Origin of the sequence: Paraburkholderia steynii, assembly GCF_900100565.1 — a bacterium.
GTDB lineage: Bacteria > Pseudomonadota > Gammaproteobacteria > Burkholderiales > Burkholderiaceae > Paraburkholderia > Paraburkholderia terrae.
In genome coordinates, this window is the sequence record NZ_FNDI01000011.1 from 236,451 (window position 1) to 262,898 (window position 26,448).

Here is a 26,448-nt window from a genome sequence, read left to right on the forward strand (position 1 = left end):
AGGCCGGCTGTGTGCAGACTATAGACGACCAAGGACGGCTATGGCACATAACCGTCCCGGTATCGGGAGAGGATCAGAACGGCAGTTTCGCGTCCGCTTTCTCCGCGAGGATCACGCGGCGGAAATCTTCCTGGATACGCTTGAGCGCCGCGTCGTTGTCGGCCTCGAATCGCATCACGACGACGGGCGTCGTGTTCGACGAACGCGCAAGGCCGAAGCCATCCGGATACTCGACGCGCAGACCATCAATAGTCACAACCTGGTCGGCATCAGGAAACGTCGCACTCTTCTGCAAACGCGCGATCAGCTCAAAATTCTCGCCTTCCTGAAGCTTCAACTGCAGTTCCGGCGTGGAGTGCGAATTCGGCAGGTCATTGAGCAGCTTGCTCGGATCCACCACACGGGCAAGAATTTCCAGCAACCGCGCACCGGTATAAAGCCCGTCATCAAACCCATACCAGCGGTCCTTAAAGAACACGTGACCGCTCATCTCACCCGCCAGCGGGGCGCCCGTCTCCCGCAATTTCGCCTTCACGAGCGAATGCCCCGTCTTCCACATCAGCGGCTCGCCGCCCTTCTCCTTCACCCACGTCGCCAGATTGCGCGTGCATTTCACGTCATAGATGATCTGCGCGCCCTTGTTGCGCGACAACACCTCTTCGGCAAACAGCATCAACTGGCGATCCGGATAAATGATCTGGCCATCTTTCGTGACCACGCCCAGGCGGTCGCCGTCACCATCGAACGCAAACCCGATCTCAGCATCCGTTTCCTTCAGCGCGCGGATCACGTCCTGCAGGTTTTCCGGGTGTGCCGGGTCCGGGTGGTGATTCGGGAAGTTGCCGTCGATCTCCGTGAACAACTCGACCAGCTCGCAGCCCAGCGCCTTGAACAGACGCGGCGCGAGGCCGCCCGCAACGCCGTTGCCCGTATCGACGACCAGCTTCAGCGGCCGCGCGAGCTTGATGTCGCTCGTGATGCGCTCGAGATACGCATCGGCGATGTCGTAGTCCTGATAAGTGCCGCTGCCGCTTTCAAAGCGGTTTTCGGTGATGCGCTTGTACAGGCCCTGAATCTGCTCGCCGTAGATGGCCGCGCCGCGCAGCACCATCTTGAAGCCGTTGTAGTCGGGCGGATTGTGGCTGCCCGTGACGACGATGCACGAATCGACGCGGCGCTCGCCGCTGTCGAGCTTGAGCGGCACGCTGGCCGCAAAATAACCGACGGGCGTCGGCACCATGCCGACGTTGACCACGTCGACACCCGCCGCGCGCAGCCCGTCCGACAGCGCCTGGATCAGTTCGGGACCGGATAGCCGGCCGTCGCGCGCGACGACGACGGCATCGCCGCCCTGTGCGCGCACTTCGCTGCCGAATGCGCGACCGATGGAACGCGCGGTTTCGGCGTCGAGCGTCTTGCCGATCACTCCGCGGATGTCATATGCCTTGAATATGGATTGCGAGATCATGGATTGGCTCACTTACGTGCAATGGAAAATTTGGATGACACAGCGTGGTCATGGCACTGTGCCTTGCCGGAAGCGGTCCGGATACAACTTATAATTGCGCTTTTCAGCGTCGCCTTACTGGCACCATTCTAATGCTTAGATGCCCCGGGCTCACAAAGTTGCCGCATCGTTCGTTCGGTTGGGCACGCCAAGTTACAGACTACACGCACCTCCCGTGCCCGCAGACAGCAAACGGTCACCATACGGAGGCCCGCGCTTAAGCGTTTTACGAATCCCGACGGCACGCGCACTGCCGCAAACCTTGTCTGGCCTGGTCTCGAGCGTCTCAGGCAGATCGGCGTGGCGATCACGGACAGCAGCTTGCCGGCGCGCTACTTCGGTCGCGATCTGTTTGGCAAATGGCAATACGCCAATACGCTTTTGCTCCTCCTGTCGCCGATTACATGGGTCTGTGGCGCGGAAATCCTTGTGCCGACCATCGTCCATCGGCAGAAGAACCGCTCGGCAGCGCCTTCGCGTTGCGGCTCTCTGTGTGGGCGGCGCTGCTGCTGCCGTGGGCGGGCATTCTGCGGGCACAGCGGCGGGCTTCATCGATCCGCTCGTCGGCGCGAGCCTGGCCGGGCTCGCCGTCACAGGGGCGGCTGAACAACGGATGCGAAATCGCCCTAGGCGGCCTTAACACCGCGCGTGAAGAAACTGCTTGACGTGTCCCATGCGATTGACATTTAATCAGCGCACCGTTCGCTCACGTCACGAGCATCGACCTATCCAGCCCCTTCTTGGGGTTAGGGGGCGTTTCCGCCCAAAATTGTGTGAGATGCTGATCTGGCCGTCCAAGGTTAGACCAAAGAATGTAATGCTCCCTCGGGGAGTCCGCCCGGTAAGCAGCTTTTTTTCGCCGACCGGACGGGACATCGCGTGCCTGTGACCGCACGCGTTTCCAGCTCGCTTCGTATTGTTCACGCCTCCTGGTTCGACAAACCTGGGGCCGAGCGTGCGTGCCATTACCTACTCTTCTTAAGTCCTTACGCCGGTACTGACTGGCTACACCCCGAGGGCGCTGAAAATCCATTGAAAATCTCGTGTCGCAAGACGCGGGCAACGGATATGGATTACTTAAAAGAAGGCTTTCCCTGCTTCGGGCCGGACTATTGGCCAGCGGACTGCTGTTTATAGGCGATTAGCCATTTGCCCATCGTTTTTTACCCTTGCGGGAGTCAAGCTCTCCCCGAAGGGTCGTGCTGCTTTTCGCGCGGAATGCACTTTTTCGCACGCGAGAGCAACACACGTTACTTCTCCCAGTGAGAAGGGGGCCTATCCGAAGGCATGAGTTGCTTCCCGGTGCGACCGGGATCACTCGCATGCCTCAATTGTCCGCTTGCGGACGGTAGCAGCCTTCCTTTGCGTCTTGAAACGGTCGACCTCACCGATCGTTTCGGTCTGCGACGCGCCGCTCTGGCGCACATCAATCCTTTCACACACCATCAAACGCGATCTCGGCGTGACGTGCTCACCCGAGAATCCGCCCACCTCGCGCTCGCCCTCAAGCGAGCCGTCATTGCCCACGTGCTGCATGCACGCGAATACGGTTGAACATCGAATGCACCGCCATGCGATGCGCGGTGTTCAACCCACCCCGGGCTCTCTCTTCCAGCGCAGACCTTTCCACCGGTGCCATCCGGGGACCATCAGCTAAACCGCCTCTGCCCGTCTCTTTGCACTCCCGCATGCCAGCAGATCAACGTCGCGCCCTCGTTGAACCTGCCCGTTTCACTCACGTGTCTCTTTAGACACGTCGCCATCGCAACCGATGGCAACAGGGCGCCCTCATTCGCGTCCCCGCGCGCGCGTGAGGTCAGGTACAGGCGGAACAACCAGCCACAGGAAAGGAGTGCTATGGGTCGAAGATCAACAGGCGTAAACCATGCCGCACAGATGAGCCGCGAAGCCGGCGGAAGCAAAGACTCGCAGAAGCACCGTCGCTTGCACTGGAGCGAGTTTTCGCGTTTCGCGGCCCGGATTGGTCACACGCTGGAAGCCGTCAACGAAGCGGAAGACTGGATGCTCGAGTTTTTTGTCTGGTTTCTGGTTGCAGGGGCGATGAAGCCTGGCACGCTCGCAAACTATCGAGCGTCGCTCTCAGTGATACAGGATACGGCCGGACAGGATATATCCCGCTCAACCCGCAGCCGGGCCCTCCAACTTGAGCGACGGGATCGGCATGGCAAGCACCGTGCTCGCACGCCGCAGGAGTTCAGCGAACTGCTCGCCGCGGCACAGAAGCTCGATGACGGTGTCGTGCACGTGATTCGCCTGATGCGTTGGCTGGGACTTCGCATGCGCGAAGCACTCATGTGCGGCAAGTCGCTGGAAACCTGGCGAGATCTGATCCTGCAGGGTAATCGACGTCTGCCCATCGAGCGCGGCGCCAAGAACGGGCGTCCGCGTCGTACCGAGGTGCTCATCGATCACGTCGAGGAAACGCTCGACGCGATCAACGCAGCGCTGGCGTTCTGCCGCAGTCGCGACTTTGAACTGATCACCGGCTGCAACGATGACCTCAAAAGCGCAAAGGCCCGCCTGAAGTCTCGCTTTGACCAATTACCGATGCGTAAGGAGCTCGGAAGTCACAGCCTGAGATTTACCTATGCAGTCGATTTTGGCAATGCCGCACTCGATCGCGGGATGCCGCCCGTCGAGGTACTGGCCCAACTATCGGACCGCCTTGGGCACGGTCCGTCACGCGTGAAGATGATCCTCGAAGTTTACTGTTGGCAGATCAGGCACCGGTTTCCCGAAAAGATGCAGTTACCCAACGACTTCGTACCTTTGGAGAAAACACACAAAAGAAACCGCTTAATGCCTGCAATGGCCGGCACGGCCGACCAGGCGCAGCTTGGCAATGGTGCCGAACATAGGCGTCGATGGCCGGCGCGCGGACGCCGCGCCCGGACGAACCACTCAACCTTTCAACCGTGAGTGCAATTTTTAATAATTAGCATGACGAATCGACCAACCACCAACCACGATCCATCTGTCTAAGGAGGTAAACAAGAAGTGTCGGAATCCAGACTCTCAGAGGAAGCTCGCATTGCACTATCCCGGTACAGCAGCGACAAAGCAGCCCAGACACTGCTGCCGTTATGGCTCCAGTTCGAAGCTTTTTTGCAATCGCGCGGCACGTTGCCATCTTCCATCCCTGACATTCCGGAGGAATCGCTTCGCGCGTACGCGACGTCTCTCGACTACCGGGATTGGCACGTCGATGACGCCCTTGTCGCCCTGAGCGCCGTGCTTCTCGTGTGCCTGCACGCGAGCTACAACGCCAAGATCTTGCGCTCCATTGTGATCCCGCGCATTCGTCGCCCCGTCCAGAATCGCCAATGGGATGCATTCCGCGTTCGAACGTACCAACCGCTCGAGTACTCGCAACTCGCCCGAAGTCGCAGACGCCGGACCAAGCACGAAGTGTGCGCCAGCGATCCAGCTCGCATCGAAGACTCCGTCACCTAAGCACCAACGCATTAACGCATTCGGTACATCCACCAACAAACCTTGCAGGAACGAGAATGACTCATCTGATTGTGGCTCACTTTCAAAGCTCGAACAGCGCAGCGCAAGCATCGGCGGCGCAAATCCTTCACGCACAGACGGGGGGTTTGCTCCTGAAACCGGGCCCGCTCGATGGACACGGTGAGCACGTGAACAACAACGCACGTCTGACAGAAAGCGAAAATGCGCTTCAGGATCATTACTGCACCATGATGACTTCCCCGCGCGGAGGCATCATCGATGTCCCGACTGAGCATCGGAACGCCATGATCGCGTTTATCCAGTTGAGGCGTCACGTTCTTACCGAACTGAAAACGATCATTGTCTCGGTGTCCCCGGATACTGCGTCACAGCAGGCTGCCGTAGAAACGCTCACCGAGATTTGCGCGGCGGGCGTGGTTCCGGCCTGCATCCGGATTCTCGCTACCGACGTTCCGGCAAACGCCCGGTTCGACGACGTCTATCCGCCAGTCGTTGAATACGCCCGTGAAGCCCAAATCACGGTAATGCCCGAGGCTGTGCTCCCGGTGTCAACATCTTTCTCGAAGGCGCAACAATTCAAGATGCCGATCGCCGCTGTCTTGAACCGCGCGGTCGATTTCGAGACGGAATTGACCTCTGCGAGGGTCAATGGTGCGCCTGAAAAGATCATGCATGCGCTCGCTCATAAGGTAATCGCCCAGCGCGATCTGCTGGGCACTGCTGATGCGTTCAAACGCGTCGCCGGCACACTCGGACTACCGTGCATTTCGCAGGACGAATGGCGTGCCGAATGCGTGCCAACTGCGAACCGCAAACGCGCGAGGACAGAGCCGCTCGATTAAGGGCGTTTACTACGCCTCCGAGTAACGAAGCTGCAAGGCGGATCAACGGCCCACTTCCACTCAAGGACCGTTGATCCGCGCGACTACTCGGCCGCCGGTCGCCGATGGCGCGACTTCAGGAACACACTAACCGGCATTTTGCCAGCATCGGCCGAGGCAAAACAGCTTTGTCATCGGTGCGGGGACGCGAGAGAGCGCAAGGCAACCCCAACGTCCTCCAGCGTAACGGTACTTGAGCCGTCACGCAGATACCGAAGAGCAGCAAGATCAAGGATTCGTTTCAATACGGCATCCGTATCCGAGAGAAATCGATCCTGCAATGCGTTGGCTACACAGTCAGCGGTGTGGCGGGAGATTGGGAAGGCCTCGCCCGACATCGTTCTGAGTTTCGTACGGACATAGGAGGCGATCCACGTGTCCCGTCCGTCGGCGAGTCCCACCACGCAGGTGCGGCAATTGGAGCAACGCGCCGCTCGCAAGAGCCCTTTCTCTTGTATGGATGCGGCAATCATGTGTTTCCGGCCACAGTGCTGTCCGCGCGCTCCGTGCGCAAGCGTCTCCACACTGCATTGGCATACGGCACACATGGGACTCTGGTCACGCTGGCACGAGGGTGCTTCATCACTCGTCATCTCAACTCTCCTGGTTAATGAGTTCAGCGATCGGCTCTTTCCGGAGGACGTTCGCCAAACCAGTCTCCACTCGAAATCGCAAAGTCAAGTCACGCCGGTGGAGATCGGCAGGACGCCCATGGAGGTTCAACTCAGAAGACTGCGACGTGACGCCCAGACAAGACGGGCTACGCATGGACGATTGCCAGTGGCCCACCGTCGGCGAATCGAATGACAAAGTGCGCGTCGGGATCCGGCATCGCATTGAAGCGCGACGCTTCGCCTCCTCTTATCCCCAATCACAGTGGCGGCGCAGCAACCGTCCCGTTCGCGAATGACGGGCTGCCGCTCACCGGGTCCTTTCGTGCGCCATGGACTCACCACCGCCCGCGTGCCCGGCAACCTCGTCAAGCGCACGATGTTCAAGACCCAGCGCGCTGTCGCGGCGCCAAACACTCCCGTTGAAATCACGAGCACGGCAGTGAGCGAGGGAATGCCGCCCATCTTCTCGGCGACGACCATGGCGATGAGCGTCGTGACCGACCTCGGTGCAAGCGACGCAATCATTTGATGCGAGGCGCCGAAAAGCTTGGCAGTACCCACCGCCGAGACGATCGCCGTGAGCGAGCCGGCCGCTAGACCGCAGAGGGGCGATAGCGTCCCGCCCTTGAACTTGTCCCACGACCGCCACAGCCGCAACGGAAGTGCAACCGTCGCGGGCCCGAGCAGGAAGTGGACGAACTGCGCGCCATCAGAATAGGTGCGATATGGCGTACGGGTGATCTTCAGCGCGGCAACGACGATCGTCACCGCGATCAGCACCAGGTTGGCAATCGGATTGTGCTTCGCGCGCGCATAAATGCTCAGCGCGATCAGACAGGCGATGACCGTGACAGTGAGGCCGAGCAGCGTCGAGGAGGGAAGGCAGTCCCAAAATTTGATCGACACGGTACCGTCAACGCGCCGTGCCCTGCCGGAAGCGGTCCGGATTCAACTTATAATTGCGCTTTTCAGCGACGCTTTACTGGCGCCATTCTAATGTTTCGACGCCCCGCGCTCACAAAGTTGCCGCATCAAACCCTCGGCCGGGCACGCCAGCTTACCGACGATATGCGCCCTTCGTGCCCGCAAACTGCAAACGGACACCATGCGGATGCCGGCGCTTAAGCGTTTTACGAATCCCGACGTCACGCGCGCTGTCGCAAACCTTGTCTGGCTTGGCCTCGAGCGCCTCACGCAGATCGGCGTGGCGATCGCAATCAGCGGCGTGCTGGCGCGCTACTTCGGTCCCGACGTGTTCGGCAAATGGCAATACGCCAATACGCTTTTGCTCGTCCTGTCGCCGATTACATGGGTGTGCGGCGCGGAGATTCTCGTGCCGACCATCGTACATCGTCCGCCTGAACAACTCGGCACCGTGCTCGGCAGCGCGTTCGCGTTGCGGCTCTCGGTGTCGGCCGTCGCGCTTTTGCTGACCTGGGCGGGGATCGCGGCGGGCGTCACCGATCCCCTCGTCGGCGCGATGCTCGCCGGGCTGGCCGTCACGATGCTGTTTCGCGAGCCGTTCGTCGGCGTGATCAACGCGTGGCTGCAAAGCATGACCTACAGCAAGCCGCAGTTGCTCACCAGCATGACGACGGCCATCGCGAAGGCCGTGCTCGTCTGGCTGCTGGTGCGCGCAGCCACTGCGCCGTCGCGCTTCGGCTGGCTGTGGGCGCTCGAATCGGCCGTGATCGGCGCGGTGCTGGTCGTCTATTTCATGCAAAGGCACGGCGGCAAGCTGGGCTGGCGCGTGGACCGCGCGCTGTTTCGCCATTTCGCGACGGCGGGCACCGTGTTCTGGCTCGGGCTGATCTGCATGTACCTGTTCCTGAAGCTCGACCGCCTGATGCTGGAACGCGCAATCTCGTTCGCCGACCTCGGCCGCTACTCGGCCGCGCAACAGCTCAACGAAAACTGGATCACGCTCGCGCTGATGCTGGCGCAAACGCTTGCGCCCGCCTTCGTTTACCGCGTCCAGGACGCCGCGCAACTGCGCCGCAACATGTTGCGGCTCACGGCGATGACAGCGGTCCTGATGATCGCCGGCGCGTTCGTGCTGGATCTGCTCGCGGGCTTCATCATCCGCCGCGTGTTCGGGCCGGATTTCGAAGAAGCCGTCGATATCTTCCGCTGGGCCGTGTGGCTGTCCGTTCCCGCCGGCATCGAGGCAATCGGCAACCTGGTGGTCCTGAAGTATCAGGCGAAGTTCGTCTTGCTGTCGAAGTGGCTGCTGGCGCTCGCCGTCGCATGCATCGTCAATCTGCTGGCGATTCCGCGTTTCGGCGCGTATGGCGCGTTGATCGGCCTTGCCGTCGGCTATCTGGCCGCGGCGTCCGTCAATTTTTATTACATCCGTTACAAGCTGCGTCCATGACGTCTTCTTCATTCACGCCGCCAGTGGGCACTGCGCCGCTCGACGACGTCGCCGTGCTGATACCCGCCTACAACGGCCAAGCGGACGTCGAGCGCACGCTGGCCTCGTTCAGCGAAGACGCGCGCATCCACGTGCTGATCGTCGATGACGGCAGCACGCCGCCCATCGTCGCGCCCGCGCTGCCGAACCTGTCGATAGAAGTGCTGCGCATGCCGAAGAACGGCGGCATCGAACGCGCGTTGCAGGCGGGGATCGAAGCGCTCGATGCACGCGGCTTTCGCTACGCCGCGCGCATCGACGCCGGCGACCTGACCGTGCCGCAGCGGCTCGCGCGACAGCGCGCGTATCTCGAAGCACATCCGCAGGTCGCGGGGCTCGGCATGCGGACACAGGTGGTCTCGCGCGACGGCCAGCCGCTCTTCATGCTGACGCCGCCCATCGAGCCGCGCACGATCCGCCGCGTGCGCTTCATGCGCGCGTGTTTCGTGCATCCGTCGATGATGCTGCGTATCGACGCCGTGCTCGCCGTGGGTAACTATCGCGAAGCTTACAAGGCGGCTGAAGATCTCGATCTGTTCCTGCGCCTGATGGAACGTTACGACTGCGCGAACCTGCCCGAACTCGGCCTGTATTACGAGTTGAACGAAGGCGGCATCAGCGCGACGAAGCGGCGGCGCCAGATCTCCTCGACGCTGCGTTTGCAGATGCGCTACTTCAACGTACTGAATCCATACGACTGGCTAGGTCTCGCGAAGAATCTGCTGCACTTCGTCACGCCTTACCAGACGCTTCAACGCGTGAAGAAACGGCTCTACGCGCCGCGCGCGAGCCTCTAAAAACCGCCCGATCCAACACGCAACGCAAGCATGAAGCAACCCATCCAATCCGCCGGCGCGCTGCGCATCACGCTCGTCTGCAACACCGCGTTCGCGATTTACACCTACCGGCAAGGGCTGATACGCACGCTCGTCGCGCGGGGTGTCGACGTGACGGTGATCGCGCCGCGCGACCGCACCTTCGATCTGCTCCAGCAGATGGGCTGCCGCTGCATCGAGTTGCATGTCGCATCGAAAGGCACGAATCCACGCGACGATCTGCGCACGCTGTGGGCGCTGTACCGGCTGTATCGCGAGATCCGTCCGCATGTCGTGTTTCACTACACGATCAAGCCGAACATCTACGGCACGATCGCGGCAAAACTGGCGGGCGTCGATTCGGTTGCCGTGACGACGGGCCTCGGCTATGTTTTCATTCAGAAGAGCCGTGCGGCGCAAATCGCCAAGCTGATGTACCGTTTTGCATTCCGTTTTCCGCGCGAAATATGGTTTCTGAATAAGGACGATGAAGCTGCGTTTCGCGACCAGCAATTGCTCGCGCATCCAGAGCGCGCGCGCCTGCTGCATGGCGAAGGCGTGGATCTCGACCAGTTTTCTTTCACGCCACTGCATACGCGTGAAAATAGGCAGGATGCATTTTCTTTTGTATTAATCGGCCGCCTGTTGTGGGATAAAGGCGTGGGCGAATATGTCGAAGCAGCACGGCAATTGCGCGCGAAATATCCACATGCGCGCTTCCAGTTGCTCGGGCCCGTTGGCGTCGACAATCCGAGTGCCATCTCGCAGGCCGAAGTCGACGCATGGGTGCGCGAAGGCGTGATCGACTATCTGGGCGAGGCGCATGACGTGCGCCCGCTGATCGCCGCCGCCGATTGCGTCGTGCTGCCTTCGTATCGCGAAGGCGTGCCGCGCACGCTGATGGAAGCGTCGGCGATGGGGCGGCCCATCGTCGCCACCGACGTGCCCGGCTGCCGCGAAGTCGTCGCGGACGGTGTCAACGGCTTGTTATGCGAGGCGCGTAATGTGGACAGCCTTGCGGCGAAGCTCGCGCAGATGCTCGACATGAGCGACGACGAACGTCGCGCGATGGGCGTGCGCGGCCGCGAGAAAGTCGCGCGGGAATTTGACGAACGGGTTGTCGTCGAACGGTATAAAGGCCTGATCCAGCAGTTGACGGGCACAACACTCTAAAGGGAGCTCAGCATGACCACGAAGGGCACGATTCTGGTAACGGGCGGTGCAGGCTTTATCGGTTCGCACACGTGCGTGGAACTGCTCAACAGCGACTACGACGTGGTCGTGATCGACAATCTCGTGAACAGCAAGCGCGAATCGATTGCGCGCGTCGAGAAGATCACGGGCAAGAAGGTCGCGTTCTACGAAGCGGATGTGCGCGACGAGGCCGTCGTCAACACGATCTTCGACAAGCATCCCATCACGGGCGCGATTCACTTCGCGGCCTTGAAGGCGGTCGGCGAATCGGTGGCGAAGCCGCTCGAGTACTACCGCAACAACATGGACGGCCTGCTCGTGCTGCTCGACGTGATGCGCGCGCGCAACGTGAAGCAGTTCGTGTTCAGCTCGTCGGCGACCGTGTACGGCGTGCCGAAAAGCTCGCCCATCGACGAATCGTTCCCGCTCTCGGCGACCAACCCGTACGGCCAGAGCAAGCTGATCGCCGAACAGATCCTGCGCGACCTCGAAGTCTCCGACGCGTCGTGGCGCATCGCTACGCTGCGCTACTTCAACCCGGTCGGCGCGCATGAAAGCGGTTTGATCGGCGAGGACCCGGGCGGCGTGCCGAACAACCTGATGCCGTACGTCGCGCAGGTCGCCGTCGGCAAGCTGGAAAAGCTGCGCGTGTTCGGCGGCGACTACGACACGCCGGATGGCACGGGCGTGCGCGATTACATCCACGTCGTCGATCTGGCGCGCGGGCATATCGCGGCGCTCGACGCGCTCGTCAAGCACGATGCGAGCTTCGTCGTGAATCTCGGCACAGGTCAGGGCTATAGCGTGATCGACGTCGTGAAGGCCTTCGAGAAGGCATCGGGCAAGCCGGTGCCGTATGAAATCGTCGCGCGCCGCCCCGGCGATGTCGCGCAGTGCTTCGCGAATCCGGCGAAGGCGTTGGAGGTGATCGGCTGGGAGGCGCAATACGGCATCGAGCGCATGTGCGCCGACCATTGGCGCTGGCAGGCGCAGAATCCGCGCGGATTCGAATAAGTCCGCCGCACGAAACAGGCGGGATGCGCATGCGACGCATGCGCGACCCGCCTGTCGATCGGGCCGCCCAGGCGGCCCACCAGCCGCACGGCCCACGCGGGCCAATCCCCCTTCCCCCTCTCCTTTCTGTGCTCCGACGCACAGAAACGTCTCCCATACGCTGCTTCAATGGGCGCTCATACACTGGCGCTGCGTCGTTCACACCGACCCGGCGTCACCGGAGGCACAATGAACGTCATTGCAGAAGCGGCCGCGCAGGATATCCTCGATCACGAGACGCACCTTGCCTGCATCATCCAGCCCGTCGTGCTGGCGGGCGGCTCCGGGACGCGCCTGTGGCCGCTGTCGCGCGAGCAATGCCCGAAACAGCTGATCGGCCTGACGAGCGAGGAATCGCTGCTCGAAGCGACGCTGCGCAGAACCCAGGGTTTGCGCGCGCCGACTCACGAGCATCCCGCGCCGCATATCGTCAGGACACAGCCGACGCTCGTCGTCTGCAGCGAAGAACTGAAGCTGCCGACCAAGGAGCGGCTCGAACGCTGCGCGTGTGAATCGCGCGTCGTGCTGGAGCCGGCGCCGCGCAACACCGCGCCTGCGCTGACGATCGCCGCGCTGGCGGCGCTCGCGGATACCCCGCACGGCGAAGACCCGGTTCTCGTCGTGATGCCCGCCGATCATCTGATCACCGATGACGCCGCCTTCGTCGACACGCTGCAACAGGCCATCCAGCACGCGCTGCGCGATGCGATCGTCACGCTCGGCGTGCCGCCCGAGCGCGCGGAAACGGGCTACGGCTACATCAAGACCGGCCTGCCCGCCGATGGACGCGGCGCGCGCAGCATCGAACGCTTTGTCGAAAAGCCCGCGCAGGAAACGGCGGAACAATACGTCGCCTCGGGCGAATACTGGTGGAACAGCGGCGTGTTCGTGATGCGCGCATCGGTGTGGCTCGCGGCGATCACGGCGTGCCGGCCGGAAATCGCTGCGGCGTGCCGCGCGTCGTACGAACGTGCGAGCATCGCGAGCGACGGCTCGCTGCAGCTCGATCGCGCCGCCTTCGCCGCCTGTCCGAGCGATTCGATCGACTATGCGGTGATGGAACACATCGGCGACGATCCGAAGCTGATGGGCATCATCGTGCCGCTGAGAGCCGGCTGGTCCGACGTTGGCGCGTGGGATGCCGTCTGGAACGTCAGCGCGAAGGACGCCGCTGGCAACGTCGCGCGGGGCCGCGTGCTGCTCGAAGGCACGACCGACACGTACGCGCATTCGGAAGGACGGCTGGTCGCGTGCGTCGGCGTGACGGGCGTCGTGGTGGTCGAGACGGCCGACGCCGTGCTCGTCGCCGCGAAAGACCGCGTGCAGGACGTCAAGGCGATCGTGAACCGCCTGAACGCGGCGAAGAATACCGAAGCAAAGGTGCATCGAAAGGTGGAGCGGCCGTGGGGCTGCTACGACTCGATCGATCACGGCGAGCGCTTCCAGGTCAAGCGGATCGTCGTGAAGCCGGGCGGGCGGCTGTCGCTGCAGATGCATCATCATCGCGCGGAGCACTGGATCGTCGTGCGCGGCACCGCGCGCGTCACACGCGGCGACGAATCGTTCCTGCTGACCGAGAACCAGTCGACGTATATCCCGCTCGGTACGCTGCACCGGCTGGAGAATCCGGGCAAGACGCCGCTCGAACTCATCGAGGTGCAATCGGGCAGCTATCTCGGCGAGGACGATATCGTGCGCTTCGACGATCAGTACGGGCGCACGGGCACCTGAGTTCTAGGCGACGCTCGCACCGGCTTCGAGGCGGAACACCGCGACCGCCTCGCGCAGCACGACGGCCTGCGCTTCGAGCGTCTTCGCGGCCGCCGCGGCCTGCTCGACGAGCGCCGCGTTCTGCTGCGTGACTTCGTCGATCTGGCCGATCGCCTTGTTGATCTGCTCGATGCCGTCGCTCTGCTCGTGCGCGGCGCCTTCGATCTCCGTCATGATGCCCGTCACGCGCTGCACGGAGTTCATCGCTTCCTCCATCGTCTTGCGCGCGTCGGCGACGAGCGTCGCGCCCTGCGCGACCTGCGCCGTCGAGTCGCCGATCAGTTCGCGGATTTCCTTCGCCGCCGAGCCCGAGCGCTGCGCGAGAGCGCGCACTTCGGAAGCGACGACGGCAAAGCCGCGCCCCTGCTCGCCCGCACGCGCCGCCTCGACGGCTGCGTTGAGCGCGAGGATATTGGTCTGAAACGCGATGCCTTCGATGATGCCGATGATCTCCCCAACCTTGCGTGACGACGCGGTGATGCCATCCATCGTCTGCGTCACGCGGGCGACCACGTCGCTGCCGCGCACGACCGTGTCGAGCGCGCCCTGCGCGAGACGGCTCGCGAGCTTCGCGTTGTCGGTGTTCTGCTTGACGGTCGCCGACAGCTCTTCCATGCTCGCCGCCGTCTCCTGAAGCGCGGCTGCCTGCTGTTCGGTACGGCTCGACAGATCCGCGTTGCCGGCGGCGATTTCGTTCGCGCCGAGCGTGATCGAATGGGTGCTGCCGCGCACTTTCGACACCGTGTCGACAAGGCCGTCGCGCATCTGCGAAAGCGCCTGCAGCAACTGGCCCATCTCGTTGCGCGAGCGCACCTTGACGGAGGTCGTCAGGTCGCCTTCCGCCATGCTGCGAAAGTGGCGAATCGTCTGGTTCACCGGCTTCACGACGGCAGACGACAGGCCCGCGCGCGCCAGCGCGCCGACCACGACGGCGGCCACGCCGATCGCGATGAACAGACCCGTCGAGAGTTTGAAACGCTGGCTCAGCTGGCTGGCCTCGCGCTGCCGGTTGTCGGCCTGCGCACGCTTGAGCGCGTCGATCGCCTTTGCGTAGACGCCGTAAAAGCGGTCCGCCGTTTCGCCCTGGATCGTGCGGAACGTGTTGAAGTCGTTGTCGACGAGCGCCTTGTGCTCCGGCTCGATCGCCTGGTTGACGAGTGCGGCGCGCGCCTGCGCAACGGTTTGCGCGAGCTTGCCCTCTTCATCGCTGCCGAACGGCCCCGCCATGTAGACGCGGAAATCCTCGTTCGACGACTCCAGCAGCTTGTGCGCGGCGGCGAGCAGTCCGTCCGTGTCCTTGCCGACGCTAAAAAGCGTCTCGTAGCTGCCGAGCGACAGACGCACCTGCAGGAGTTTTTCCGAGCTCGACGTCAGCGCGTTCATCGCCGCCGATGACTGCTGCACGTTCTGCAGGCCATCGTTGGTGAATTTCAGCGCGCCCCAACCGACGCCGATCACGATCAGGAGAAAGGCCGCGAAAATGCCGATGACGAGCGTCAGTCCTTGCCGGATGGTGATGTTCTTGAGCATGAGTGTCCGTGACGTGCTGTCGGCCAGCCGGGATGGCAGCCCCATCGATGGCTATCGGCAACTCGGGACGGACTCCGAATAGGGGGAATCCATGACGTAGTATGTGAGATGGCGCACTCTGCGCCCACCCCCGGCGGACGGTCTGCTCGCTTTACTACCGTGGAAGCCGGGCTTTTGTATTGGCGGCCTGCATGTCAGCACGCGTGATGTGCCAGAGGACGGAGAAGCTGGTGCCGCCGACTGTCGGGTAGCTGTCAGCGTGACAGTTGTCCGACAGTGGATCGCAAGCGATCGTCATCGTCTGCCTGTCGCTGAACGTGATCTTCACGATCGGGCTCTCGAGCGCGCCCTTCTGGATAGGTTCGAGTTCGTATGTACAGGGAACGGTTTTTGGAGCAGATCCTGTCCTGTCGCCCTTTATCAGAAGCGTTGCCGTGCTCGAGGGAGGACTGTCGAAGTGCAGTTCGACCGTGTCGCTGCTGTCGGCACTACCCGTCATCAATAAGGGAACCGATGACGGGACTGCGTTGGATGCCAGCGGCAGCGCGAATAGCGCCGCGCTCAGGCATGCAAGAAGGGGGCTACGCATCTTCGAACATATGGCTTGAATATGCAACGCATTATGGCCGAAAACTGCGCCGCCTGCCGCCGTGCAGTCAACCCGTCCGGTCCCGCTGCGTTTCATTTGTATAATCCACGGTTTGCTTTTCCGGCCTCCACTTCATGCTCAGTTTCGCGCTCGGCTTCATCGTTTCATTACTGATCACGCTCGTGATCGTGCGGTATGCGCATCTGCATGAAACGTTTGCGGACAACGATCTTGCTGGCGTGCAGAAATTCCACGCGCGGCCCGTGCCGCGGATCGGCGGAACGGGGATTCTGGTCGGCCTGGTCGCTTCGGCAATCCAGCTGTATGGCGCGTATCCGGCCGTTTCGGCGGGCATTCTCGGCATTGTCGCGTGTGGTTTGCCCGCGTTTGCTTCCGGACTGATCGAAGACCTGACAAAGAAGGTATCGCCGCTGGCCCGGCTGATCTGCACGATGATCGCGGCGGCGCTCGCTTATTTCGTATTGGGAATCGCCGTCACGCGCATCAGCGTGCCGCCGCTCGACTTCCTGCTTTCTTATGCGGCCATTTCCTGCGCAGTGACGGTGCTGGCCGTCGCGGCGCTCGCCAATGCCGTCAATATCATCGACGGCTTCAACGGGCTCGCGTCGATGGTCGCCTTCATGATGTTCGCATCGCTCGCGTACGTCGCGTTTCAGGTGCACGACCCGATCGTGCTGTCGGCGTCGCTCATCATGATGGGCGCGGTGATGGGCTTCTTCATCTGGAACTTCCCGGCCGGGCTGATTTTTCTCGGCGACGGTGGCGCGTACTTTATCGGTTTCATGCTCGGCGAACTGTCGATCATGCTCGTGATGCGCAATCGCGACGTGTCGGCGTGGTACCCCGTACTGCTGTTCATGTACCCAATCTTCGAGACCTGCTTCTCGATCTACCGGAAGAAATTCATCCGCGGCATCTCGCCCGGGATTCCCGACGGCGTGCATCTGCACATGCTAGTCTACAAGCGGCTGATGCGCTGGGCGGTCGGTGCACGCACGGCGCGAGAGCTGACGCGACGCAATTCGCTGACCTCGCCGTATCTGTGGCTGCTCTGCCTGATCGCAGTGGTTCCCGCGACGCTGTTCTGGCGGCATACGCTGCATCTGTTCTGCTTCGTGATTGTGTTTGCAGCGACGTATGTTTGGCTCTACGTGAGCATCGTGCGATTCAAGGTGCCGCGCTGGCTGGTGGTCCGAAGGCACCGGTGAAGCGCCCGCAGCAGGGAGACTGGCGTGGCGTTTTCTGTGAAGCGACCAGCCCGCACGGTCATGCGACGCGACAGACATCGGGCAATGTCAATCAACGTTGCCGTCAAGTGACGCTTCAGACCAAAAGGTGCGACACGGGATCTCAAAAAATGAAAAAGGCCGCGCCCGAAAGACGCAGCCTTGCTTCGATTGTTGTCCGTCCTTAACCCTACGCCGGCGCTATGACATGCGCCGACGAGCGCGGTCAACCTTTCGGCCGTTTCGGTCCATGACCAGACCGAGTACAGACAAAGCGACAGCCACGCCAAGCGCAAAGAAACTGAAGCCCATACGGTTCTCCCTTTCGTGGAAGCTTAACGTGAACTGCGCGGAAGACGTCGCTGAAGCTTGACCTTGTTTGCATTGTGCTCCATCAGCGCGCCAAGTCCACACATGACGACTGCGGCGCCGAACACCAGAATGCTGATATCCATTGCTCGTTCTCCTCGCTCGGAGTTGCTCCTTGCATACACGTTAGCACGAAACTCCCGATCGAACCTCGTCTTGAAGTCAGGCCTGGCATAGGCCTGCTGGCAACCCATTACCGCCTCTTCGTGCATGGCTCGCAAAAGGAAGCATGTCGACGATGTTGCCCTCTACAAAAACGGAAAACAGGCTATGCAACTGAATTGGACAATCAGCGCAAGATACGCCGCCGTCGCTGTCGTTCACGCTTGCGACCGCGACTGCTCATGTAAGCACCGTAACCCAGAATCGGCGCCAGGAGAGATAGGACGAACAAACCGAGATTCATGATTGATCTCCGCTCATCGGATGCCCAGATTGCGGGAAGCGTACCACACCGATGAAAGCTCGGGGTCTTGTCAGAAGGCGATGCGGTGTCGTGTTGAGCCACGCACGCCGCCGCGCCACAACTAGCCGACGGCATAGACTCCCACCTTTCTCAATTCCCTTACGCACGTTATTCATCATCGTCGCAGTCGACAGTTCCGGCTTTTCGGGGCTCTTGCATTGCTCCCAAGTGCAGTGACGCTTTAGCAACCGGGCCTGGCTCCATTTCAACGTCAGTCGATTCGTGATGGAACCTCCGATGAGCACCACCCAGAGGTTCGTTATCCTGATTCGCGTGGACGCACTGAGCGCCGGCCCGGCTCCAACGTCCCATTCATCCAAGATCCGTGAGTATCTTCCGCAGCAGCGCGAGCCTTCGGATCTGCAGCGGAACCAAATAGAATCTTTGTTCGATCTCGGCAATCCTGGTGAGCCAGTAGGACACGCCGAGACTAAAGGCGGTATCAAGGATATCCGTGTTGCTGAGATGGCGTATTACCGCTTCAAGATGCGCCAGTTCGGGGTCGGCTAATGCCGCCGGTGATTTTGGCGTGTGGCTTACCGGAATCACTGATGACCTGGGCTTCATTGCGCGCCCCCGGACGGGGCAGCGACGTCCAGCACTGGGTTGCAAAAAACCGTTCGTTGCGAGGTGCGCGAGAGGAACCGGGCCGGCGCGATGAATGCGATAGCTGGTTTTCTTTTGACCACATGGCACTGAAGCCGTGTCTTACATTGCATGGCACTCTGAATTAGTTTTCGTTAATTCAGAGTGCCCATGCCAAACGAAAGTCAAGGCGCGCCGGCGCAGCGGCGCATGGCAAGACGTTCGTCGCCGTTGTCCTAACAGTGCAAACGCGGAATGCCGCGTCGATTATTGCCAACGCGGGGCGAGTGCTGATAGATGGGCGCCGCTCATACGACCCACGGTGCTCTTTGGGAAAAGACGCCTCGGCACAAGAGACGCAAGCAGCCGCGGCTCAAGCGGAGTCGAGCGTTACAAGAACGTGCGGTACAGGGCGAATTCCTTCCGCCTGCCCTCAGCCTCTGCGATGCGCTTGACTACCTGATTAAGCGCGGTTTCCATATCGCGACGGTAACGGAGCAAGAAGTCTGGGTGATTGCACTCAATGATGAGTTGCCCTGCCCCTCTACCCTTCCTGATGCGTAGACGGGTAATGTGCGCCCCTGGCGGGAGGCTCTCGCCGTTGAGCTCACGCAGCAGTTGCCCGGACGTGTAGCTTTCCGCAAGATAGCTGATATCGTTTGATCGCTTGATCAGAGTCGAGTTGGTCACCACCCTTGCGATCGCAAGGAGTTTCCGTCCTACCGCGAACGTCAGTTTGCTTCCGCTAAACAGAGATCTGACGGCGAGAGGTAGTTGGCCAATAGAAACGGCATCGCTTATGTTCCTGCGGGGAATACGCAGCGCGCGTGAGCAGGCGCTGTAGCTCGTCCATTCACCGTTCACTATTCCTTGATGGTAGCGGTTGGATATGGACATCGGCAGGTCCGGTGACCGGTGTATGAACCTGTCTCTGCGGGCAGCTGATACTGCTTTCGCCGAGTTCGACATACGGCCTTTTACCAGCGCAAGGACCGCCTTTGCTGGCAGTTTGCCGCCAGCAGTAATATGCGGCCTGATTCGCTTAAGTACCGCCTCTTGACCTTCCTGCGCTATGACTCCACGAATGACGCGTACCGTGTGAGCGGTGACCTGGGAAATGTCCGCGAACATTCCCATTAGTTCGGCTGGCAGCGAGCCCATTCGCAGGGCAACCGACAGATTTGTCTGGCTCACCTTTAGCGCGCGCGACGCATCCGCCTGGGTGGTCCATTTGCCGCTCTCGAGTCCTCGTTGATACAGATACGCCACCAGAAAGCACGGATGCAGCACTATTCGTTGACGAGATCCATTGCGGCTTTTGTCTTTGCTCACTGCCCCCCTCGGCGGTCGACCGTTCAATTAGCGAAATCACAAAATACACGAATGTGCTGTCCGATGGCGGCGCTATGAAGCCCAAGAAATAGCGTCTTTTCGGCGACACGCTGCTCTACTATCAGAGCGAGCTGATCGCAAAATGGCAGCATTGGATAGTGGAACTACGGTAACAACAAAGGTCAGGGCGGCGTCCATCCTCGGAAATATTGATCTGATGCTTGCTGCGACGATGGCGGTCCGGTTCTGGGGAAATGCATCGGCGACAATCGCCCCAGTCAACCAAGACTGCTTCAGTAGTTCCCAAGGACGATGAGGCGCCGGTAGCCGATCCGGATAAGGTGTCCGCTCTTCTGGGCACACGGCGCCAAGTCATTGATATCGAGGCATAAATAGCTCGATTTGCGAAAACTCCACAGTCGCACAGGTATCCTGTTTTCGCAAAACTTGCCCGTATATCCGTAAAAGTCATCGAGGCGTCAGAGTGCGATCTGGCTAACGGTCCAGATTTCCTGAAAGAAAACCCGCAAGTGCCTGATTTCGCATAGTAAACGACTCAGTTTGCGAAAAGTCATCGTCCGCACAGACGCTCCGTTTTCGCAAAAATTTGGGGCGAGTCGCCTGCTGTGACATGACGCCCGGACGAGCCGGCTCACGGTCTTAACCCGGAATGGTCCGTCAAATCGTATAGCTTTGGTTCGAGCACAGCGCTATTTGAAGCAGGCTTCGAATTCCCGACTGTACAGCTTTCGACCAATAGCTCGATGCGTTCCGCTTGCCCGCATTTCCACGGCTAGGTGCACCTGCGTGACCATTGACCTTTCACTTTGCCGCGTACGCTAACAAAAACTCTCTCGTATCCGATTGGCATTGCGTGGGCGACGCAGCCGCGTCAATCAGGGTGTCTGCTTTCGCACGAGCTGGTGCTGCAGGTAAAAACTCTCTCGATACGCTCGTTACACCGACGCAGGCTTCCAACAGCGCGGTAGAAATTCGTCGAGTGATCGGCTGCTCGCCCGGCCGGAACGCGCTTCATTTCCGCAACAGCGCGGCGTCTTGAGCGCAACGATTGAACAACCAGCCAGAAGGCAAGAGGGATTTTCAGAACGCGTAAGTGACGCGTCCGGTTCGCCGGCTTCATTACAGCCGACAACGGACCGGCGGCGCGCCGGCGCAGTATGCGTGTCTGCATGAAAGTTTTGCTGACGTAGATCCTGCTGGCACAGGATTTCGCGCGTGGCCAGTGCCCTGTGTGACACTCCGCGTCGACAGACGCCGATTCCCGCGTTCGCCTCAGCTCTAAGCGACAACCCGGCAGAAACGCTATCGCCTCTGGCGCGCCCGTGCATAACCGGCGCCGAAAGCGCTCGCGCACTTCTTGCCCCGCATCGCCGGCGTGCCAGGTGCAGCCATTGATGAACCGCGCATCCGGCGTTGCGCGCGAGAAGTACGGTCAGCGGTAATCGCGGGCGTGCCGACGTTCGCGATCCGCCTTGCGGCCGAGGCTGCACATGTGTTCACCATATGCACAAATCGCAACAGTGAGGACCAGCGCAACAACACCGAAGCCCATAGTCAGTCTCCGTTCATAATCGATTACTAGCGACGACCCTTTCTCGCTCTTGGCAATCGAACGGTTAAGGCGAGCGCAAGTACGCGTTGCCGGGGATACTGCCCCGTCCCATCGACCTTGACACAAGAGCCGCACCCCACGACGCACAATAGCACGTTGAGTGCGGCCCCAGAACGGCATGACACGAGAAACTCCCACTATCGCGAAATCCGTCGACGGCACAGGCGGCCTAGCTAAGCCACGGCGTAATGAAGCACCAACGGACGAGCCGGATAACAGTCCGTAGCTCGCAGCCAATCAACTCCAAGTTCCGGACTCCCGCGAACGAAACGAGATTCGGCACCGTCGGCCTCGCTGGTCGCACGGGCACACAGATCCCTCAAGGCGACGTTCGACGCGTGATAGCGCATTTGAACCAAGCCGACGGCTCGGCCTATCCCCTACGTCGCGTGCGTCTCGCGCACCAAAGCGTGCATAGCGAATTCCATTTCCCGCTAGTTCCGGTCTGCCGTTGCAACGTATTGCGCGCCCGTTCTTGAACACACTGGCGACAACCATTCTCTTCGCCGTCTATTGCCGTTGACACGGTATGACCAGGTTCGTTCGTAAGACGGCGAAGGCGCGATCCTGCGCCGTCATGCTGGGCCGGAAGACTTCGCGGCAGTGGCCGACATAACGACATGTAGAAGATGGGCCGAGCTGCCCATTCGCGAGGGATTATCCCGCGCAGCCTTTACTCGGATTCGGTTGGCCGATCGTTGCCCTTTGCCAGTAACCGGTAAAGAGCCTGCCGGGAGATCTCGAGGCTTTTGGCTGCCTCTGACTTGTTCCCCCTTGCCGCGGCGATAGCTGCTATGGCTTCCTCCGCCGAGAGAGGCCGCGATCGCTCGCCCAAGGAAGCGAATGTCGACATGGAGGCCCTTGCTTTCGTCCCAACGCCTTCTCGCGCCACCTCGACCAGCCGTTCTATCGCAGCGTGGAGCAGTTGCGGGTCCGGTTGGTAATCTTGCCGCATCATAGGTGCAGGAAGACCGGTCACCTGCTCAGACATCATCCGCAGGTATGCAAGACGCAGACCTTGAACCGTGGCGACCGTGGCGCCGGGCCCTATGCCCTCCGTCTTGAGGATGTGGTAGAAGTGGTGGTACCACTCCTTCAGCGACCACGGGTCCGGAATCATGAACCCCGTGCGGGGGTTGGCGAGCCGCGCAGCACGAATCAGAACGTCGTATTGCCATTCGGCATCGATCGGAACGACTCGCGGCTGTCTGTCTTTGGTGCCGTCGATCACATGGAGGTGCCCTCTAGCGCGCAGGCACCGCAACGGACGCAACAGCATGCTCTCCTTGGCGCACAGTCCAAAGGTCGCCTGAAGTTCGATTTGCATGGCGACCCATCGGTCCCGCTGGCAAAGTCGCCGGAAAACTGCATCAACGTCAACGTCGGCCGGCACAATGGTCTTGTGCTCCGCCGCGCGGTCCGGCCGGTGGCGTTCGCTGGAAAGACCCATGTAACCGTTCATCATCTGCACAAGTTGAGGCTTCTTCATCCACGCTGCGAGCGCGCGCCAACACGTCAGCCTGTTCTTGACCGCGTCCTGAGAGTGCTTCTTCTCGTTGACCCAGAAGTTGATGAGATAACGGATATGTTTTTCTCCAAGATTCCATGGCGACATGATCGCGAATCCGCCTTTGCGAAGATCGCGGAATCCGGCTACCAGAACCTGAACTCGATATTGTTGCGTCGCGATTGATATCTCGTCCGATTTGCCGCTGGTCTTGTCATGCGCGTTCGACAGGGCGCGCGCGAAGAGTTCGCCAAGTTCGTCCGCGAGCCGCTGGGGCAGCCTAGCGTTTTTGATGAACAGCCGATAGTCCAGTTGAAATTTCACGATTGGATCAATGAATACGGCGCCTCACCTATCAAGGGGCGTCGTGTTGTGGAGATTGACTGCACGCTTTGCTTTCCGGGATCTTGAAGATCAGAGAATTCACCCGGCCAGGGAAGCACTGTCGCCCGGTGATCCTTGAACCGACGATAGCCGGCTAAGGCCCCTGTCGCGCATTTGCTTTCCGGCTGCGCGTACCGGCAAAAATTGAATAAAGGAATCCGCACATCGGGTGTGCAAGTGATTTCCCGTCTTTGAAGGCGCGTTCATCACAATCGCGTTGAGATCGGATTGCGTGCGACGTGCCTGACTTATTCGCCTTGGACGAAAGAGAGAATGCTGCCGCGCTGTTCGCGCATCGTTGCATCTATTCGCGACCGGACTGCAGCACATCGAGAAAATCCAGGTCGCGGCGTGTCCAGCGAAGCTGATTTTCGAGCAGGACACATGCGAGCACGTTTAGCGGTTTGCCGCCGGAAAAAACTGTGCTGATCGAGCGATCGTATAAGAAATGAAGTCCACTGCACTTGAAGTCGATGCGTCATTGACGCCGATAGGTAGAGAGAATATTAGTACTGTGTGCCCGCAAGCAAAGACGAAAAGCTCGCGAGTTTGCCCCAGCTTTCAACGGGACGCAGTATCGCTGGCCACGGGAGAAGCTCGATCGATTCGGCGCGTTGTCAATGCTTGGTGCGCGCGCTGGCATGGCGCCTGATACTTGTTGTAACAACCAGGCACTTCGCTGTTGTCAGATCGTTGAACTTTTACCGGTTCGTCGCTCAATTGCGCTTGAGATGTAAGGGAGAGGGGGACCGGGTTGGAACCGGTCGCGTGAGCCGGCTCAGGTCACAAACCTGAAAAGCTCCGGTAAAGCACCCAGCTTTTCGGTGAACGTTCTGTCAGGACTCGCTACAGAATTTCATCCGCATATCTTAAAATCCGCGACGCCCAGTCGGCTGGAGCCCGAGGAAGGACTGCATTCAGACTCGGCATGGTGCGCAACATAGCACCGCTACATTTGGAAAGATCTGACTGCTACCATGTTGGCGCAGAAAGTTTCAGGCAGAGAAAACGCAGCATAAACGCCAACCGCGCTGACACTCGCGGAGCGCTCCCAAATTTTGAAGCCCGTCGCCGGATCTGAAGTCGTTGCGCCGCGCTATCGACTTATCGTGGCGTTCGGAGCGACGCCAGCAATAACAAACAAGAAAAAAGGCGCCTCGGCGCCTTTTTCGTTACATCGAAGCCCGCTTGCCCGGAGGCGGCGGCACACTGCGCAGCGGCGGCGCGCTGAGCGTCGGCTGATATTCGGCAACCCAGCGACGCAGATCGCGCCGCACTTCGTCGTCCGTCAGCACGCGATGCTGCATCAGCCACGGCAGCAACTCGTCGAGCAGATTGTCGGGTACGCCGCGCGCCAACGCGATACGCAGCTTCGCATGCGGCGTGCGCGTGGTCGTTTCCTCGTCGGCGAGCAGTTCCTCGTACAGCTTCTCGCCGGGACGCAGGCCCGTGAACTCGATGCGGATCTGGTCTTCGGTGAAACCATAGAGCCGGATCAGGTCGCGCGCGAGGTCGACGATCTTCATCGGCTCGCCCATGTCGAGAATGAAAATCTCGCCGCCATGGCCCATGCTCGACGCCTGCAGCACCAGTTGCGACGCCTCGGGAATCGTCATGAAGAAGCGCGTGATTTCCGGGTGCGTGACGGTAACGGGACCGCCCTTCGCGATCTGCTGCTGGAACTTCGGAATTACGCTGCCCGCGCTGCCGAGCACGTTGCCGAAGCGTACGGTTTCGAACTGCGTGCGCTCGCTCGTCTGTTGCAGCGCCTGGCAGGCCATCTCGGCGAGCCGCTTGCTTGCGCCCATCACGTTGGTCGGATTGACGGCCTTGTCGGTCGAGATCAGCACGAAGCGCTTCACGTCGTGGCGAATCGCTGCGCGCGCGACGCGATACGTGCCGAGCACGTTGTTGCGCACTGCTTGCCACGCGTTCTGCTCTTCCATCAACGGCACATGCTTGTAGGCCGCTGCGTGGTAGACGATGTGCGGCGTATAGCGCGCCATCACGTGATCGAGAAGCAGCGAGTCTTTCGCGTCGCCGATCACGGGCACGATCGATAGCCCCGGGAAGCGTTCGTGCAACTCCTCTACGAGCCGGTACATCGCGTACTCGGAGATATCGAAGGCAATCAGCTGCGCCGGCTTGAATCGAAGGATCTGGCGGCACAACTCCGAGCCGATCGAGCCGCCCGCCCCCGTCACCATCACAACGCGGGCATGCAGCAGCGCCTCGACGTGCGGCGTGTCGATGTGTACCGGCTCGCGGCCGAGCAGGTCTTCGAGGTCGATGTGGCGCACGCGGGACAGTGACGCCTGGCCCTCCCCGACATCTGTCAGCGCCGGCAGCACCATTGCGCGCACGCCGGCGCGCACGCAAAGCGTGGCCGCACGGCGCTGCTGCTCGACGGGCGCCGACGGAATCGCGATGATCGCGTATTCGGTCTTCGTCGCCTCGGCGATTTCGGGCAGCTTGTTGATCGAGCCGAGTACCTTGTAGCCGTAAATCTCTCGGCCCTGCTTCGAGACGTCGTCGTCGAGCAGGCCGATCAGCCGCCATTCGCTGGAACGCGACAGCTCGCGCGCGAGCATCGCGCCTGCCGTGCCCGCGCCGATAACAATGACCGGCTTGCCCTGCGCGACGAGGCCACCGTACAGGTAGAACTCCTTCGCCGCGCGATACAGCGCGCGCGAACCGCCCATCGCGAGGAACAGGAACAGAGGCGACACGAGCAGCACGGAGCGCGGAACGATCGGCACGGGCTGGATCATCACCGCGAGAATCATCGACAGCAAGGCGCCCGTTGCGACCGCCTTCGAAATGCGCATCAGATCGGGCAGACTCGCGAAAACCCACATGCCCCGGTACAGGCCGAAGATGCGGAACATCACGCCGTAGACGGGCAGCACCCAGATGAGCGCGTGCAGCGCGCCGTCACGGAACTCGACGGGCACGACGCCGTTGAAGCGGATCACGTAGGCGATCAGCCACGCGCCTGCGACGGCAGCAAGATCGAAAAGGAAAGCGCTGAAAGATAGCCAGCTAGCTTTAGATCTGAGCATCA

General features: G+C 60.9%; 18 protein-coding genes and 1 pseudogene. 11 read left to right on the top strand and 8 right to left on the bottom strand.

The window, feature by feature from the left end; all coding sequences use genetic code 11:
- Positions 1–73: 73 nt before the first annotated feature.
- A complete protein-coding gene (locus tag BLT65_RS21280) occupies positions 74–1,468 on the bottom strand; it encodes a phosphomannomutase/phosphoglucomutase (protein WP_091780567.1) in 1,395 nt (464 codons plus the stop codon).
- Between the two features lie 240 nt (positions 1,469–1,708).
- On the opposite strand from BLT65_RS21280, the pseudogene BLT65_RS47940 reads away from it, so the two are divergent.
- Positions 1,709–2,102, top strand: a pseudogene (locus BLT65_RS47940) (hypothetical protein); the annotation flags it as partial.
- Positions 2,103–2,821: 719 nt separating this feature from the next.
- Here the strand turns inward: BLT65_RS47940 and BLT65_RS21290 are convergent.
- Positions 2,822–3,043: a hypothetical protein gene (locus BLT65_RS21290; RefSeq protein WP_091780569.1), complete on the bottom strand. Its 222-nt coding sequence runs from the start codon at positions 3,041–3,043 to the stop codon at positions 2,822–2,824.
- A gap of 360 nt (positions 3,044–3,403) precedes the next feature.
- Here BLT65_RS21290 and BLT65_RS21295 point away from each other — a divergent pair, with 360 nt between their 5' ends.
- From BLT65_RS21295 to BLT65_RS21305, 3 genes are all read left to right on the top strand, one after another.
- Positions 3,404–4,447, top strand: coding sequence for an integrase domain-containing protein (locus BLT65_RS21295; protein ID WP_244186536.1), 1,044 nt, complete (start codon positions 3,404–3,406; stop codon positions 4,445–4,447).
- Positions 4,448–4,525: 78 nt separating this feature from the next.
- The gene (locus tag BLT65_RS21300) at positions 4,526–4,981 is read left to right on the top strand and encodes a hypothetical protein (RefSeq protein WP_091780574.1); all 456 of its coding nucleotides are present in this window, start codon (positions 4,526–4,528) and stop codon (positions 4,979–4,981) included.
- Positions 4,982–5,037: 56 nt separating this feature from the next.
- On the top strand, positions 5,038–5,844 hold the full coding sequence (locus tag BLT65_RS21305) for a hypothetical protein (RefSeq protein WP_091780576.1): 807 nt from the start codon (positions 5,038–5,040) through the stop codon (positions 5,842–5,844).
- Positions 5,845–6,602: 758 nt separating this feature from the next.
- Here BLT65_RS21305 and BLT65_RS21315 read toward each other — a convergent pair.
- The gene (locus BLT65_RS21315; RefSeq protein ID WP_143036533.1) at positions 6,603–7,403 is read right to left on the bottom strand and encodes an LrgB family protein; all 801 of its coding nucleotides are present in this window, start codon (positions 7,401–7,403) and stop codon (positions 6,603–6,605) included.
- Between the two features lie 205 nt (positions 7,404–7,608).
- On the opposite strand from BLT65_RS21315, the gene BLT65_RS21320 reads away from it, so the two are divergent.
- From BLT65_RS21320 to BLT65_RS21340, 5 genes are all read left to right on the top strand, one after another.
- Positions 7,609–8,871 carry an oligosaccharide flippase family protein gene (locus tag BLT65_RS21320; protein ID WP_091780579.1) on the top strand — a complete coding sequence of 421 codons (1,263 nt, stop codon included), beginning with the start codon at positions 7,609–7,611 and terminating at the stop codon, positions 8,869–8,871.
- Positions 8,868–9,707: a glycosyltransferase gene (locus tag BLT65_RS21325; protein ID WP_091780581.1), complete on the top strand. Its 840-nt coding sequence runs from the start codon at positions 8,868–8,870 to the stop codon at positions 9,705–9,707. The genes BLT65_RS21320 and BLT65_RS21325 overlap by 4 nt, the downstream gene beginning before the upstream one ends.
- Positions 9,708–9,737: 30 nt before the next feature.
- Entirely contained in the window at positions 9,738–10,898 is a 1,161-nt protein-coding gene (locus BLT65_RS21330; RefSeq protein ID WP_091780584.1) for a glycosyltransferase family 4 protein, read from the top strand.
- A gap of 12 nt (positions 10,899–10,910) precedes the next feature.
- Positions 10,911–11,933 (top strand): UDP-glucose 4-epimerase GalE, encoded by a 1,023-nt coding sequence (gene galE, locus BLT65_RS21335; protein WP_091780586.1) that lies wholly within the window; start codon positions 10,911–10,913, stop codon positions 11,931–11,933.
- 228 nt (positions 11,934–12,161) lie between these two features.
- Positions 12,162–13,703, top strand: coding sequence for a mannose-1-phosphate guanylyltransferase/mannose-6-phosphate isomerase (locus tag BLT65_RS21340; protein ID WP_091780589.1), 1,542 nt, complete (start codon positions 12,162–12,164; stop codon positions 13,701–13,703).
- 3 nt (positions 13,704–13,706) lie between these two features.
- On the opposite strand, the gene BLT65_RS21345 is transcribed toward BLT65_RS21340, so the two are convergent.
- Both BLT65_RS21345 and BLT65_RS21350 read right to left on the bottom strand, forming a co-directional pair.
- The gene (locus tag BLT65_RS21345) at positions 13,707–15,272 is read right to left on the bottom strand and encodes a methyl-accepting chemotaxis protein (protein WP_091780593.1); all 1,566 of its coding nucleotides are present in this window, start codon (positions 15,270–15,272) and stop codon (positions 13,707–13,709) included.
- Positions 15,273–15,426: 154 nt separating this feature from the next.
- The gene (locus tag BLT65_RS21350) at positions 15,427–15,957 is read right to left on the bottom strand and encodes a hypothetical protein (RefSeq protein WP_091780595.1); all 531 of its coding nucleotides are present in this window, start codon (positions 15,955–15,957) and stop codon (positions 15,427–15,429) included.
- 38 nt (positions 15,958–15,995) lie between these two features.
- Between BLT65_RS21350 and BLT65_RS21355 the strand changes: the two genes are divergently transcribed.
- Together BLT65_RS21355 and BLT65_RS21360 are read left to right on the top strand one after the other, a co-directional pair.
- On the top strand, positions 15,996–17,090 hold the full coding sequence (locus tag BLT65_RS21355; RefSeq protein WP_091780598.1) for an MraY family glycosyltransferase: 1,095 nt from the start codon (positions 15,996–15,998) through the stop codon (positions 17,088–17,090).
- A gap of 1,090 nt (positions 17,091–18,180) precedes the next feature.
- Positions 18,181–18,453, top strand: coding sequence for a hypothetical protein (locus BLT65_RS21360; RefSeq protein WP_091780600.1), 273 nt, complete (start codon positions 18,181–18,183; stop codon positions 18,451–18,453).
- 465 nt (positions 18,454–18,918) lie between these two features.
- On the opposite strand, the gene BLT65_RS21365 is transcribed toward BLT65_RS21360, so the two are convergent.
- From BLT65_RS21365 to BLT65_RS21375, 3 genes are all read right to left on the bottom strand, one after another.
- A complete protein-coding gene (locus BLT65_RS21365; RefSeq protein WP_143036534.1) occupies positions 18,919–19,860 on the bottom strand; it encodes a hypothetical protein in 942 nt (313 codons plus the stop codon).
- A 2,306-nt stretch (positions 19,861–22,166) separates the two neighbouring features.
- Complete coding sequence (locus BLT65_RS21370; RefSeq protein ID WP_091780606.1) at positions 22,167–23,324, bottom strand: integrase domain-containing protein; 1,158 nt, start codon at positions 23,322–23,324, stop codon at positions 22,167–22,169.
- Between the two features lie 1,232 nt (positions 23,325–24,556).
- Positions 24,557–26,446 (bottom strand): polysaccharide biosynthesis protein, encoded by a 1,890-nt coding sequence (locus BLT65_RS21375; protein ID WP_091780695.1) that lies wholly within the window; start codon positions 26,444–26,446, stop codon positions 24,557–24,559.
- Between the last annotated feature and the right edge of the window lie 2 nt (positions 26,447–26,448).

Bases quoted from the DNA above. Each gene is read 5' to 3' on its own strand.
- BLT65_RS21280 (WP_091780567.1), bottom strand. From the start codon at position 1,468: ATGATCTCGCAATCCATATTCAAGGCATATGACATCCGCGGAGTGATC.
- BLT65_RS21290 (WP_091780569.1), bottom strand. From the start codon at position 3,043: ATGCAGCACGTGGGCAATGACGGCTCGCTTGAGGGCGAGCGCGAGGTG.
- BLT65_RS21295 (WP_244186536.1), top strand. From the start codon at position 3,404: ATGAGCCGCGAAGCCGGCGGAAGCAAAGACTCGCAGAAGCACCGTCGC.
- BLT65_RS21305 (WP_091780576.1), top strand. From the start codon at position 5,038: ATGACTCATCTGATTGTGGCTCACTTTCAAAGCTCGAACAGCGCAGCG.
- BLT65_RS21320 (WP_091780579.1), top strand. From the start codon at position 7,609: ATGCCGGCGCTTAAGCGTTTTACGAATCCCGACGTCACGCGCGCTGTC.
- BLT65_RS21325 (WP_091780581.1), top strand. From the start codon at position 8,868: ATGACGTCTTCTTCATTCACGCCGCCAGTGGGCACTGCGCCGCTCGAC.
- BLT65_RS21330 (WP_091780584.1), top strand. From the start codon at position 9,738: ATGAAGCAACCCATCCAATCCGCCGGCGCGCTGCGCATCACGCTCGTC.
- galE (WP_091780586.1), top strand. From the start codon at position 10,911: ATGACCACGAAGGGCACGATTCTGGTAACGGGCGGTGCAGGCTTTATC.
- BLT65_RS21340 (WP_091780589.1), top strand. From the start codon at position 12,162: ATGAACGTCATTGCAGAAGCGGCCGCGCAGGATATCCTCGATCACGAG.
- BLT65_RS21345 (WP_091780593.1), bottom strand. From the start codon at position 15,272: ATGCTCAAGAACATCACCATCCGGCAAGGACTGACGCTCGTCATCGGC.
- BLT65_RS21350 (WP_091780595.1), bottom strand. From the start codon at position 15,957: ATGAAACGCAGCGGGACCGGACGGGTTGACTGCACGGCGGCAGGCGGC.
- BLT65_RS21355 (WP_091780598.1), top strand. From the start codon at position 15,996: ATGCTCAGTTTCGCGCTCGGCTTCATCGTTTCATTACTGATCACGCTC.
- BLT65_RS21360 (WP_091780600.1), top strand. From the start codon at position 18,181: ATGAGCACCACCCAGAGGTTCGTTATCCTGATTCGCGTGGACGCACTG.
- BLT65_RS21375 (WP_091780695.1), bottom strand. From the start codon at position 26,446: ATGCTCAGATCTAAAGCTAGCTGGCTATCTTTCAGCGCTTTCCTTTTC.